General features: G+C 59.9%; 12 protein-coding genes. All 12 read left to right on the forward strand.

What is annotated here, in order from left to right:
- Positions 1–87 precede the first annotated feature (87 nt).
- The 12 genes from ACB034_RS04355 to ACB034_RS04410 all read left to right on the forward strand — a co-directional run bounded on the left by ACB034_RS04355 (position 88) and on the right by ACB034_RS04410 (position 13,397).
- Positions 88–561 (forward strand): YhcH/YjgK/YiaL family protein, encoded by a 474-nt coding sequence (locus tag ACB034_RS04355; RefSeq protein WP_371172189.1) that lies wholly within the window; start codon positions 88–90, stop codon positions 559–561.
- A gap of 319 nt (positions 562–880) precedes the next feature.
- Positions 881–1,891 carry a TRAP transporter substrate-binding protein gene (locus tag ACB034_RS04360; RefSeq protein ID WP_124238776.1) on the forward strand — a complete coding sequence of 337 codons (1,011 nt, stop codon included), beginning with the start codon at positions 881–883 and terminating at the stop codon, positions 1,889–1,891.
- A 52-nt stretch (positions 1,892–1,943) separates the two neighbouring features.
- Complete coding sequence (locus ACB034_RS04365; protein WP_342010151.1) at positions 1,944–2,504, forward strand: TRAP transporter small permease; 561 nt, start codon at positions 1,944–1,946, stop codon at positions 2,502–2,504.
- A 2-nt stretch (positions 2,505–2,506) separates the two neighbouring features.
- Complete coding sequence (locus ACB034_RS04370; protein ID WP_042027755.1) at positions 2,507–3,814, forward strand: TRAP transporter large permease; 1,308 nt, start codon at positions 2,507–2,509, stop codon at positions 3,812–3,814.
- A 769-nt stretch (positions 3,815–4,583) separates the two neighbouring features.
- The gene (locus ACB034_RS04375; protein WP_026457940.1) at positions 4,584–4,904 is read left to right on the forward strand and encodes a PTS sugar transporter subunit IIB; all 321 of its coding nucleotides are present in this window, start codon (positions 4,584–4,586) and stop codon (positions 4,902–4,904) included.
- A 10-nt stretch (positions 4,905–4,914) separates the two neighbouring features.
- Positions 4,915–6,276, forward strand: coding sequence for a PTS N,N'-diacetylchitobiose transporter subunit IIC (gene chbC / locus ACB034_RS04380; RefSeq protein WP_042027756.1), 1,362 nt, complete (start codon positions 4,915–4,917; stop codon positions 6,274–6,276).
- Positions 6,277–6,328: 52 nt separating this feature from the next.
- Positions 6,329–7,711, forward strand: a complete 1,383-nt coding sequence (locus ACB034_RS04385) for a glycoside hydrolase family 1 protein (protein ID WP_371172190.1) — start codon at positions 6,329–6,331, stop codon at positions 7,709–7,711.
- A 27-nt stretch (positions 7,712–7,738) separates the two neighbouring features.
- Positions 7,739–8,092: a PTS N,N'-diacetylchitobiose transporter subunit IIA gene (gene chbA, locus ACB034_RS04390; protein ID WP_026457347.1), complete on the forward strand. Its 354-nt coding sequence runs from the start codon at positions 7,739–7,741 to the stop codon at positions 8,090–8,092.
- A gap of 54 nt (positions 8,093–8,146) precedes the next feature.
- Complete coding sequence (gene chbR / locus ACB034_RS04395; RefSeq protein WP_026457346.1) at positions 8,147–8,974, forward strand: transcriptional regulator ChbR; 828 nt, start codon at positions 8,147–8,149, stop codon at positions 8,972–8,974.
- 161 nt (positions 8,975–9,135) lie between these two features.
- The gene (locus ACB034_RS04400; protein WP_338610848.1) at positions 9,136–10,482 is read left to right on the forward strand and encodes a 6-phospho-beta-glucosidase; all 1,347 of its coding nucleotides are present in this window, start codon (positions 9,136–9,138) and stop codon (positions 10,480–10,482) included.
- 55 nt (positions 10,483–10,537) lie between these two features.
- Entirely contained in the window at positions 10,538–11,311 is a 774-nt protein-coding gene (gene chbG / locus ACB034_RS04405) for a chitin disaccharide deacetylase (protein WP_371172191.1), read from the forward strand.
- A 280-nt stretch (positions 11,312–11,591) separates the two neighbouring features.
- A complete protein-coding gene (locus tag ACB034_RS04410; RefSeq protein WP_371172192.1) occupies positions 11,592–13,397 on the forward strand; it encodes an amidohydrolase in 1,806 nt (601 codons plus the stop codon).
- The last annotated feature ends 72 nt before the right edge of the window (positions 13,398–13,469 follow it).

The following is a 13,469-nucleotide window of genomic DNA, read 5'->3' on the forward strand; positions in this document are numbered from 1 at the left end:
AGACCCCTCTCGCGGGTCCGTCACGTCACCTCGGATCCGGCGATGCAACACGAGTGAGTCGCCGGCTCCATCCAAGGAGCTCACGCCATGATCACTGGCAATCTTAACCGGCTCGACATCGCCATGCTGCCCGCCCCGCTGCTGCAACTCCTGACTCGCGACGAGCTGTCTCTGTCTCGCCTGCAGCAACAGGAGGAGGGGAAATACGATCTCATCGACGATGCCGTCTTCTATATCGTCTCGCCCCCCACCACGGCTCAGGAGGCAAACCTGAAGAGCGAGTTTCACGATCGTTACCTCGATATCCAGATAGTGCTGGATGGCCAGGAGATGATCGCCACTAGCGCCACCGTCAGCTCTCCTCATACCTACCCGGAAACAAAACCGGATCTGCTCTTTCTGGAGAACCCGACTATCACCACCCGATTGCAGCTCGAGCGCGGTGACTTCGCCATCTTCTACCCCGGCGAGGTACACAGACCCACCTGCCAGGTACGAGCACCAGCCAGGATCAAGAAGGCTGTGTTCAAGGTTTGCAAACATTGGCTGGCCGCGCAGTAATCCGGGCCAACGTCTGCGATACAGCCCCCGCCCTTGTGGGGGCTGATTGTTTTTATCCCCTTTTGGATCGCCAACACAGCCAGCCCTAGAGCCCATTGGCAAGTTTCCACTCCCCCCCTGCACCCCGCGTTGAGAGCCGGTTTGCAGCCTTGCCTTACCGCCTGTAACGGAATGCAACACCGCCATCCCACAAAAAATGATTTCAAATTCTTACAAAACAGAAACGCCATTTCATTATCTTGAGTTTGATCACTGAAATCGTGCCGGATTCACGTAGCATGAACACCATCAAGATAACCAACCCATAGAGGGGTTACACATGCGTACGAAGAATGCTCTGCCCAAGTTGTCTCTTATTGGCACTGTTGTAGCCGCTGGTCTGTTTCTGACTGGATGTGGTGAAGACAGCAAGGCTGCTGGTCCCGTGATTTTGAAAACAGCGTTCAACCAGTCCGAGAACAACCCCCAGTACAAGGCTCTTGAAGATTTCAGCCAGAAACTGGAGGCCGCCACCGGCGGGAAATACAAGCTGGAGATCCACCCGAACGAGCTGCTGGGTGATCAGCGTGCCGCGCTGGAGCTGGTCCAGTCCGGCGCCATCCAGCTGGCGGTGGTCGCCAACCCCCTGGTCGAGAACTTCAACAAGAACTTCTCCGTACTGGCTATGCCCTACATCTATGACAGCCCCGAGCACCAGCGCAAAGTGTTCACCGGCGGAACTCTGGATGCTCTGTTCAGCTCCACCAAGGGCAACGGCTTCGAGGTATTGACCGCCTATACCGCTGGCGCGCGCAGCATGTATGTCAAGGGAGCCCCCATCAAGACCCCCGAAGACATGAAAGGGAAGAAGATCCGGGTCATGCAGTCCGACACCATGGTCAAGATGCTGGGCTGCATGGGGGGAACCGGTGTGCCCATGGGACAGGGCGAGGTCTACTCAGCCATCCAGCAAGGGGTGCTGGATGGTGCCGAGAATAACGAGATCACCTATGCCGACCTGAAACAGTACGAGGTGGCACCACACTTCTCCTATACACGTCATGTGATGGTGGCCGACCTGCTGGTGGTCAACGAAAATTTCCTGAGCCAGATGGATGCCGCGGATCAGGCCACCTTCCGCAAGCTGGCCAAGGAGAGTACCTCGACCGAGTTTGACCTCTTCAGCCAGGCACTGGAAAGCGCAAAGCAGACTGCTACCAGCCAGGGAGCCACTTTTACCGAGGTGGATATCGCCCCCTTCCAGGCTCGCTGCAAGCCGCTGCAGGAGACCCTGCTGACCACGCCGGAACAGAAAGACATTTTCAGCAAGATCCGCGCATTGGCCAACTAATGCCGCTTGTTGCCAGGGGCTGCCATCGCAGCCCCTTTTATGAGGATCAGTCATGAAACCCACTGAACAACCGACTCCTTTCTCTGCACCAAGTGAACCCGCTGTTCAGAAGAGCTTCTGCGCCACCCTGACCAGCATCAAGCAGAAAGTGGATCTTGCCGTCTCCTACTTTTGCATCGCCCTCGTGGGGGTGATGACGCTGCTGGTCACCTATCAGGTCGTGACCCGTTATCTGTTCAACAGCCCCAGTGCCGTAAGCGAAGTACTCTCCCGCTATCTGTTCATCTGGCTGGTCCTGATCGGGGGTGCCTACGTCTTCGGTCTGCGCGAGCACATGGCGATCACCTTCATGCGCGATCGCATGCCCCACAATGTGCGCATCCTGATGGAGATGATCGGCGAGCTGGCCACCACGGCCTTTGCCCTGCTGGTCCTGACAGTGGGTGGCTATATCGGCATGAATCGCCAGATGGGGCAACTCGACTCCGCGCTGCAGATCCCCATAGGGGTGATCTATGCCGCCATTCCCATCAGCGGCGTGCTGGCTGTCTTCTACTGCCTGTACAACCAGTACGGGTTGGCCAAGCAATTCTCCTTCAAGCAAAAGGTGTAACCATGGATATTGCGGTTGTTGTTGCGCTGGTGATGTTCATCGGTGCGTTTATCCTGCTGTTCATCGGCACCCCCATCAGCATCAGTATCGGGCTCTCCTCCTTCCTGGCGATGGCGATGATCCTGCCGTTTGATGGCGCCATCCTGACCTCGGCCCAGCGAGTCTTCGTCGGCCTGGACTCTTTCGCCCTGCTGGCCATCCCCTTCTTCATCCTGGCCGGCAACCTGATGAACAATGGCGGCATCGCCATCCGGCTGATCAACTGCGCCAAGATCGTCAGCAACTTCCTGCCCGGCCCCCTAGCCCAGACCAACGTGGTCGCCAACATGCTGTTTGGCTCCATCAGTGGGTCCGGCGTCGCCTCCGCAGCGGCCATCGGCGGCATCATGTCCCCGATCCAGAAGAAGGATAACTACGATCCCGCCTTCAGCGCCGCGGTCAACATTGCCTCGGCCCCGACCGGCATGCTGATCCCCCCCAGCAACTCCCTGATCGTCTATGCCACAGTGGCAGGCAGCGTCTCCATTACCGCCCTGTTCATGGGAGGATACGTCCCCGGCATCCTGTGGGGACTGGGGGTCATGCTGGTAGCGGGCTTCATCGCCAAGCGTCGTGGCTATGTGGCGGAGAAGAACTCCCTCAAGGGTCAGCATCTCAAGCTGCTGCTGGATGCGGTTCCCAGCCTGATGATGATAGTGGTGGTCATTGGCGGCATCCTGGGCGGCATCTTCACGGCCACCGAGGCCTCTGCCATTGCCGTGGTCTACTCCCTCGTGCTCGGCATCTGCTACCGGAACATCAAGGCGGCCGACCTGCCAGCCATCTTCCTGGCGACCGCCAAGATGACAGCCATCGTGATCCTGATGCTGGCCGCCTCCTCCATCATGTCCTGGGTGATGGCGTTTACCAAGATCCCGGCCCTGATCGCCTCCGGCCTGCTCTCCTTCACTGACAGCTTCCTGATCATCCTGCTGATCATGAACCTGGTGCTGCTGCTGGTGGGCACCTTCATGGACCCAACCCCGGCAGTGCTGATCTTCACCCCCATCTTCCTGCCCATCTGCACCCAGTTCGGCATGGATCCGGTGCAGTTCGGCATCATGATGATCTTCAACCTCTCCCTCGGTACCATCACGCCCCCGGTCGGCCCCATCCTGTTCACCGGCTGCAAGATTGGAGAGATCAAGATTGAGGGGGTCATCAAGCCGCTGCTGCCCTTCTTCGCGGTCATCGCGCTGGTGCTGCTGCTGGTCACCTATGTGCCAGCCATCTCGATGGCACTGCCCCAGGCGATGGGTCTGGTGGGATAATTCACCAACATTGACATACTGGCGTCTGCGCCCCGCAAGAGACGACTCGCGGCCCCGGCACCCTGTGCCGGGGCCGCTGCTTTTCTCTCGCCTTGGCGCCTTGGCCTTTTCAGGGGGGAGAGAGAACGCAAGCCAAGGCGTTTCTCTCCTCTACAGGATCAGCTTTTTTGATCTGAGCCGCTTTGCTTGCTTCACCGACGGCTCTGCTTTGTTTGTCCCGCTTTCTGCTGCCTCTCCCGCTCTTTGCCAGTTAGCGCTTGTCACTCTTCCTTGTATCTCTTTTGCCCCTCTCTCACCTTTCTGACGCCCTGACCGAGACCACCCCTCTGGTTGATTTCTCATTAACGCGAGGTCAATAAAACCCCATCTGAGTGATATTCAGACAATCTGAAAGATCTGGCAGGAATATCAATCAGATTGCATTAATTTGCAGATTTGAGCCGGTGAAGACAATTTCGCATTTTTCTCGCAAAGCAGGTCAACGACCCACAGAAAATACACAATTAATTGATTTAAATAAAAATAAATCATCAACCTCTCTTTTTATCTTCGTTATATCGTCTTTTTTCCAATCCTGGCACATCGAAAACTGTGAAGAGCGGCAGATCGCCTGGTCAACCAGAGACAATTGATGTGGACTGCGAAATACCTGTCAAACAGGATGTGTCGATACAATGAGGTCAATTTGAGATGATCAAGGCTTGCAGCGCGACTCGCCGCCGTCTCGACCGGTTTGTTCATTTGATTTTCAAGCGTTGAGGGAATGGTTATGGAAAAGAAGCACATCTACCTGTTTTGCTCTGCCGGGATGTCCACGTCACTGCTGGTCTCGAAGATGAAGGCGCAGGCAGAAAAATATGATGTCCCCGTGGTGATCGATGCCTATCCGGAGACCCTGGCCGCCGAGAAGGGGGTCGATGCCGATCTGATCCTGCTGGGCCCGCAAATCGCCTACATGCTGCCGGAAATCCAGCAACAACTGCCGGGCAAGCCGGTCGAGGTGATCGACTCCATCCTGTACGGAAAAGTGGATGGTCTGGGTGTTCTCAAGGCGGCCGTCGCGGCCATCAAGCAGCACAGCGCACAGTAAGGAGAGGGATGTGAGCAACCTTATCGCATCGATGGAGAAGGCAATCCTGCCGATTGCCGTGAAGCTGGGCAAACAGCCTCACGTCAATGCCATCAAGAACGGCTTTATCAAACTGATGCCCCTGACGCTCGCCGGGGCCATGTTTGTGCTGATCAACAACGTGTTTCTGAGCTTTGGCGAGGGCTCTTTTTTCTACTCAATGGGGGTGCGGCTCGATCCCGCCACCATCGCCACCCTGGATGGCTTCAAGAGCATAGGGGGCAGCGTCTACAACGGCACCCTGGGGATCATGTCCCTGATGACCCCCTTCTTCATCGGCATGGCGCTGGCGGAAGAGCGCAAAGTTGACCCGCTCGCTGCCGGTCTGCTGTCGGTTGCCGCCTTCATGACGGTCACTCCGTTCAGCGTCGGTGAGGCTTACGCCGTCGGTGCCAACTGGCTGGGCGGCGCCAACATCATCTCCGGCATGCTGATCGGTATCGCCGTGGCCGAAATGTTCACCTTCATCGTGCGCCGCAACTGGGTGATCCGCCTGCCCGACAGCGTGCCAGGCTCAGTCTCCCGCTCCTTCTCGGCGCTGATCCCGGGCTTCATCATCCTCTCCATCATGGGGGTAATCGCCTACCTGCTCGGCAACGCCGGCACCAACTTCCACCAGCTCATCATGGACACCATCTCCACGCCGCTGGCCAGCATGGGTGGCCTGGTGGGCTGGGTCTATGTGCTCTTCTCCCCGCTGCTCTGGTTCTTCGGGGTACACGGCTCCCTGGCCCTCTCCGCCCTCGAGAACGGCATCCTGGTGCCATTTACTCTGGAGAACGTGGCGCTCTACACCCAGTACGGCTCGGTCGAAGCGGCGCTGGCCGCCGGCAAGGAGTTCCATGTCTGGACCAAGCCGATGCTCGACTCCTACATCTATCTGGGTGGTACCGGTGCGACTCTCGGCCTTATCCTGGCCATCTTCATGGTCTCCCGCCGCGATGACTACCGTCAGGTCGCCAAGCTGGGCCTGCCCTCCGGCATGTTCCAGATCAACGAACCCATCCTGTTCGGCCTGCCGGTCATCATGAACCCGGTGCTGCTCATCCCCTTCGTGATGGTGCAGCCGGTACTGACGGGCATCACCCTGTTTGCCTACTACACGGGGTTCATTCCACCCATCACCAACATGGCGCCCTGGACCATGCCGGCGGGGCTGGGGGCCTTCTTCAACACCAACGGCAGCGTGGCGGCCTTCCTGCTGGCCCTGTTCAACCTGGGGGTGGCCACCATGATGTATGTGCCGTTCGTCATCATCGCCAACAAGGCCCAGAACGTCATCGAAGAGGAAGAAGAGAGCGAGGAAGATATCGCTCAGGCCCTGAAGTTCTGACGACACGCGCGGGAGGAGCCCGGTTCCTCCCGCCAGTTTGGAGAAACGCAGTATGCAGTATCGTTTTCCGGATAACTTCTGGTGGGGCAGTGCCAGCTCGGCACCGCAGATGGAGGGCGCCGCCGCTCGTGGCGGCAAGTCCGCCAACATTTTCGATCACTGGTTTGCCATCGCGCCGGAGCGCTTTCACGGTGGCATAGGCCCGACCGATACCTCCACCTTTTACGACAACTTCGAGAGCGACATCGCCCTGCTCAAGCAGTTGGGCCACAACAGCTTTCGCACCTCCATCTCCTGGTCACGGCTGATCCCGGATGGCACCGGCGAGATCAACCCCGAGGCCGTCGCCTTCTACAACGCAGTGTTTGACCGCCTGCTGGCCGAGGGGATCACTCCGCTCATCAACCTCTACCACTTCGACATGCCCATGTGCATGCAGGAGCGTGGCGGCTGGGAGAGCCGGGAAGTGGTCGCCGCCTACATCCACTACGCCAGCCACTGCTTTGCCCTCTTTGGCGATCGCATCAAGCACTGGTTCACCTTCAACGAGCCCATAGTGCCGGTCGAGTGCGGCTACCTGGGTCACCATCACTACCCCTGCGTGGTCGATTTTGGCCGGGCGGTCACCGTCGCCTACCACACGGCGCTGGCCCACGCCGGCGCGGTGCAGGCCTACCGGGCACGCCAGGAGGATGGCGAAATTGGCATCATCCTCAATCTGACGCCGACCTATCCCCGCTCCCAAGAGCCCGCCGATCTGCAGGCTTCCCGTCGGGCGGATCTGCTGCTCAACAAGAGCTTCCTCGACCCGGCCCTCAAGGGCTGCTACGACCCCGAGCTGATCGCCCTGCTGGAGCAGTACGACTTGCTACCCCAGGTAGCGGAAGGAGACAAGGCGCTGCTCGCCGCCGGCAAGGTGGATCTGCTCGGCATCAACTATTACCAGCCGCGCCGGGTCAAGGCCAAGGACGAACTCTGGTCGGGCACGCCGCGCACCCCGGAGGATCTCTTCGACTATTACGAGATGCCGGGGCGCAAGATGAACCCCCATCGCGGCTGGGAGATCTACGAGAAAGGGATCTACGACATTCTCACCGATCTGCGGGTCAACTACGGCAACCTGCCCTGCTACATCTCGGAGAACGGCATGGGAGTCGAGGGGGAGGAGCGCTTCATCGGCCCGCAAGGGCGGGTGGAAGATGACTACCGCATCGACTTCATCCGCGGGCACCTTGAGTGGCTGCACCGCGCCCTCGAGGAGGGCAGCGCCTGTCGCGGTTATCACCTCTGGACCTTTATCGACAACTGGTCCTGGCTCAATGCCTATAAAAACCGCTATGGCCTGGTGCGCCTCGATCTCGAAACCCAGCAGCGTACCATCAAGAAGAGCGGTCACTGGTTTGCCGACGTCGCCCGTCACAATGGTTTCAATTAACCGGTTTCAATCAAGGAGAAAGCAAACATGTTCGATCTGGATCAAATCCCCGCAGAGAGCGATACCGCCAGCGATCTGGAAGAGGTAGTGATGGGGCTCATCATCAACTCGGGGCAGGCCCGCAGCCTGGCCTATACCGCCCTGAAGAAAGCCAAGGAGGGGGATCTGGCCGCCGCCCACCAGCTGATGGCCCAATCCCGCGAGGCACTGAATGCCGCTCACCTGGTGCAGACCCAGCTGATCGAGGGGGATCAGGGGGAAGGCAAGATCCCGGTCACCCTGGTGCTGGTGCATGCCCAGGATCACCTGATGACCTCCATGCTGGCCCGTGAGCTGATCAGCGAGCTGATCGAGCTGCACGAGAAGCTGCAGAGCAAGTAATCCCAGGGCGGGGCACCCTGCCCCGCCATAGGTTCGCAGATCAGGAAGCGACTCATGAGCGTCAAGACAATCCGGGAAACCGAGCTGTTCAACAACAAACCGTTCCACATGTTCATCTACAACAAGCAGGTGAGCGGAACTGGTTTGCACCAGCACGACTATTACGAGTTCACCCTGGTATTGACCGGTCGCTACTATCAGGAGGTCAATGGCAAGCGGGTGCTGCTGGAGCGGGGAGACGTGGTCTTCATCCCGCTGGGCTCCAGCCACCAGAGCTTCTACGAGTTCGGCACCACCCGCATCTTCAACGTCGGGATCAGCCGCAGCTACTTTGACGAGCACTTCAAATACCTGCTGCCGGATCACTTCGTCGCCTCCCAGGCCTATCAGCTCAAGAGCGAGTTTCTCAGCTACATAGAGTCGGTGCTGGTCTCCCCCGGTTTTCGGGAAGAGGCGCTGACCGAATTTCTCGAGGTGGTGACCTTTGCGGTGATGAACCGGCTGCGTCACTACAAGGAGGCCTCCGCCAGCGAGGATCTCCCCCTCTGGCTCCACGAGACCGTGGAAAAGATGCACAACCGTCCCCTCTTTGCCGAAGATGCGCTGGCCAACATGGTCTCCCTCTGCGGCAAGAGCCAGGAGTACCTGACCCGGGCCACCCGGCGTTACTACAACAAGACGCCGATGCAGATCATCAACGAGATCCGGGTCAACTACGCCAAGATGCAACTGGAAGTGACCAACAACTCGGTGGCCGACATCGCCTTCGAGACCGGCTACAACGACGTCAGCCTGTTTATCAAGAACTTCAAGAAACTGACCTCGTTTACCCCGGGCAGCTATCGCAAATATCTCTACCCGAAATTTGAAACCCCTGCCTGAGGCGGGGCCCTGTTCCCGATTTAAAACAGTGAGTTAGATAACAATTCGCCCATTTTGACCAGCCCCTGCATCAGGCGGCTGCGGCCCCGCTCATCCCTGGCCCGGCGCCAGAGCAGAGCGGCCCCTGTTCAACCAGATAGAGAAAGATGAAAGAGGGATTTATGAACGAGAAGATCAAGGTAGTCACCATAGGCGGCGGCAGCAGCTACACCCCGGAACTGGTCGACGGCTTCATCAAGCGTTATGCCGAGCTGCCCATCAGCGAGCTGTGGCTGGTCGACATTCCCGCCGGCGAAGAGAAGCTGAACATCATCTTCAGTCTGTGCCAGCGGATGATCCGCCAGGCCGGCATCCCCATGACGCTGCACAAGACCCTGGATCGCCGTGAAGCGCTGGCGGGTGCCCACTTCGTGACGACCCAGCTGCGGGTCGGCCAGCTGCAGGCGCGAGAAAAAGACGAACGCATCCCCTTGAGCCACGGCATGCTGGGGCAGGAAACCAACGGCGCCGGCGGCCTGTTCAAGGGGCTGCGCACCATCCCCGTCATCTTCGATATTATCCGTGACATCGAGGAGCTCTGCCCGGATGCCTGGCTCATCAACTTCACCAATCCGGCCGGCATGGTGACCGAGGCAGTCCACCGCCACACCAACTTCCGCCGCTTTGTCGGGGTGTGCAACATCCCGGTCGGCATGAAGATGTTCGTCAAGGATGCCCTGAAGCTGACCGAGCAGGATCACCTCTCCATGGATCTGTTCGGCCTCAACCACCTGGTATTCATCGGCGACGTGCTGGTGAACGGCGAGTCCCGCTTCGACGAGCTGCTGGAAGGGGTGGCCGACGGCACCCTGACTCGCGCCAGTTCGGTCAAGAACATTTTCGACCTCCCCTTCGATGCCAGCCTCATCCGCGGGCTGCGCCTGCTCCCCTGTTCCTACCTGCGTTACTACTTCAAGGAGAAAGAGATGCTGGGGATCGAGATGGGCGAGTTCTACAAGGGCGGGGCCCGCGCCCAGGTGGTGCAGGAGGTCGAGAAGAAGCTGTTCGATCTCTACCAGAACCCCGAGCTGTGCGAAAAACCCAAGGAGCTGGAGCTTCGTGGTGGCGCCTACTACTCGGATGCCGCCTGCGAGGTGATCAGCGCCATCTACAACGACAAGCAGAGCGAGCACTATGTCATCATTCCCCACCAGGGCCATGTCACCAATATCCCGGCCGACTGGACGGTGGAGATGACCTGCCGGATCGGACGTGACGGCGCCATCCCTCACCCCCGCCTCACCCGCTTTGACGACAAGGTGAATGGTCTGGTACACCTCATCAAGAGCTTCGAGATCGCCGCCTCCCGGGCCGCCATCAGCGGCAACATGGAGGATCTGCTGCTCGCCATGAACCTCAACCCGCTCATTCACTCCGACAACGATGCCCGCCTCGTTGCCCGCGAGCTGTTGCTGGCCCACCGCGAACATCTGCCAAACTTCGCCGATGCCATCGACGCCCTCGCCTGAGACCATCGCGCCCCGTTTGATTACGAGCGGGGCGCCTGAAAGGAAGAGAACCGTCATGAGCAAGAGATTGATCATCAATGCCGACGACTTCGGTCTGTGCCGCGCCCAGAACTACGGCATCATCGAAGCCTTCACTCAAGGCGTCGTCAGCTCCACCACCGCCATCGTGACCTCCCCGGCCATCGAGCATGCCGCCTGGCTGGCCGGGCGCTTCCCCGAGCTGCCGGTGGGGCTGCACTTCATGCTGAGCTGGGGACGCCCGCTCACCCCGCTCACCTGCCTGGTCAACGAACAGGGAATGCTGGACAAGGGGATCTGGCAAAAGAGCGAGGCGGGCACCCTCGATCCCGAGGAGATCCGCTGCGAGCTGGCAAGCCAGTACCAGCGCTTTATAGACGTATTTGGCAAGGCGCCCACCCATATCGACAGCCACCACCATGTGCATATGCTGCCGACCCTTTACCCGCTGGTGGAAGCCTTTGCCATGGAGCACCGGCTGCCCCTTCGCATCGACCGCGGCGAGATCGCCCGCCATGGCCTGAGCGTGCACCATACCCTGAGCTGCGATCAGTTTGACGCCCGCTTCTATGGGGAGCAGTTGACCCGGGACACCCTGCTGCAGCTGCTGGACGAGGCTGATGAACTTGGGGCCAGTTCCCTCGAGATCATGTGCCACCCCTCCTTCATTGATCTGGAGATGCAGGGCAGCTCCTATTGCCAGCCCCGCCTCACCGAGCTCGCCATCCTGACCGACCCGGCGCTGCCGCCACTCATCGCCCAGCGGGGCTATCTCCTCGCCAACTATCGGGAGTGGCACACTGAGTCATAAACAGGGCTGCCAGCATGAGGGAGTGCCGGAAAAGGAAACGGCGGGGGAGCCTGGTGGCACCCCCGCCGCGTTTATGATGAAATCGGTCAATTTGGCTGCTGCATCACTTTTGAGCAGGGTAATTCCTTGTATATTCATTCATTTGCTGCGAAGCAAACCTGCCCGGACGGGACGTGATCGCCCTGTTGCGTGACAGGGTACCGTCACCCTCCCGGGTCATTGTTTACATGGACAATCTGCACGGACAAGGTGCACCGACAACGCGCACGGAGAATGCCAGATGAAACTTGCCCCCATCGCCATCGCCCTGCTGGCCGCCAGCTCGGCTTATGCCGTCAGCCCCGCCAAACCCACCGCCCAGACCATCTACCTCGGGGGCGACATAGTCACCGTTAACGACGCGGCGCCGACGGCCGAGGCGCTGGCCATCAAGAATGGCCGCATTCTGGCGCTGGGCAGCGAGGCCGACATCCTCAAGCTGCGCGACGAGGCGACCCGGGTGATCGACTTGCAGGGCAAGACCCTGATCCCGGGCTTTATCGATGGCCATGGTCACGTCTTCAACACCGGCATTCAGGCGCTCTCGGCCAACCTGCTGGCCCCGCCCGATGGCGCCGTGACCCGCATAGCGGAGCTGCAGCAGGGACTGCGCGACTGGGCCGCCAAACCGCAAAACAAGGCGCACGGGATTATTTTGGGATTTGGCTATGACGACTCCCAGCTCAAGGAAAAACGCCACCCCACCCGTCAGGAGCTGGATGCGGTCTCAGAGGATCTGCCGGTGATCATCATCCACCAGTCCGGCCACCTCGCCACCCTCAACAGCAAGGCGCTGGCGCTGGCCGGCTTCAGCCCGGACAGCAAGGATCCGGAAGGGGGCAAGATCCGCCGTGAAGCGGACGGCAAGACTCCGGATGGTGTGCTGGAGGAGACCGCCTTCTTTGGCGCCTTGCTGCCGATGTTCGCCAAACTGAACAACCAGGAAAACGAGGCAATCTTCAAGGCGGGCATGGCGCTCTACGCCAGCTTCGGTTACACCACGGCCCAGGAGGGACGAGCCTCCTCGTCCGCCGTCAAGACCATGTACCAGCTGGCCCAGAAAGAGAAGCTGCCCCTCGACGTGGCGGCCTATCCCGATATCCAGATCGCGCGGGATGTCATCGCACCGCCCTACTATGCCCAGCAGTACATGAACGGCTTTCGGGTAGCGGGCGCCAAGCTCAATCTCGATGGCTCCCCCCAGGGCAAGACCGCCTGGCTGACCCAGCCCTATTTCGTCCCGCCAGCAGGACAAAAGGCCGGCTACAAGGGCTACCCCAGCATGAGCGACGAGCAGGCAGCCCATTACATCGAACTGGCCCAGCGCAACGGCTGGCAACTGCTGACCCATGTCAATGGGGATGCCGCCATCGATCAGCTGATCAAGGGGGTGGAGGCCAGCGAGAAACAGCATGGCAAGCCGGATCGCGGCTTCGTCGCCATCCATGCCCAGACCGCCCGCAAGGATCAGGTCGCCTCGTTCCAGCGGCTCGGCATCTTCCCCTCCTTCTTCCCGATGCACACCTTCTACTGGGGGGACTGGCACAGTGACTCCGTGCTCGGCAAGGAGCGGGCGCAGCATATCTCCCCCACCGGATGGGCACGCGAGCTGGGGATGATCTTCACCTCCCACCATGACTCGCCGGTGGCGCTGCCTGACTCCATGCGGGTCTATTATGCGACCGTCAACCGGGTCAGCCGCACCGGCCGCCCCATCGGACCGGATCAGCGAGTCTCCGCGCTGGAAGGATTGAAAGCCCAGACCCTGTGGGCGGCGACCCAATACAAGGAGGAGCGCAGCAAGGGTTCTCTGGAGGTGGGCAAGCTGGCGGACATGGTGGTGCTCTCGGCCAACCCGCTCAAGGTGAAACCCGAGACCCTGGCCGATATCCGGGTCGAGGAGACGATCAAAGAGGGAGTCCCCGTCTACCAACGTGACGCGCAGAGCGCCGGCACCTCGCAAGGCTGCGCGGACTCGGCACGCTGCAGCGCCGTGGCCACCACGGCGATGGTGGCGGCCGGCATGCTGCATCATCAGCCGCACTGAGTGCAGATTGGCCTGACGCACTGGCGCGTCGGGCCACCTTGCCCCGAATCGCAGATACGAAAAAGCCCGGTC

The sequence above is a fragment of the Aeromonas sp. S18(2024) genome (genome assembly GCF_041402525.1).
GTDB lineage: Bacteria > Pseudomonadota > Gammaproteobacteria > Enterobacterales > Aeromonadaceae > Aeromonas > Aeromonas enteropelogenes.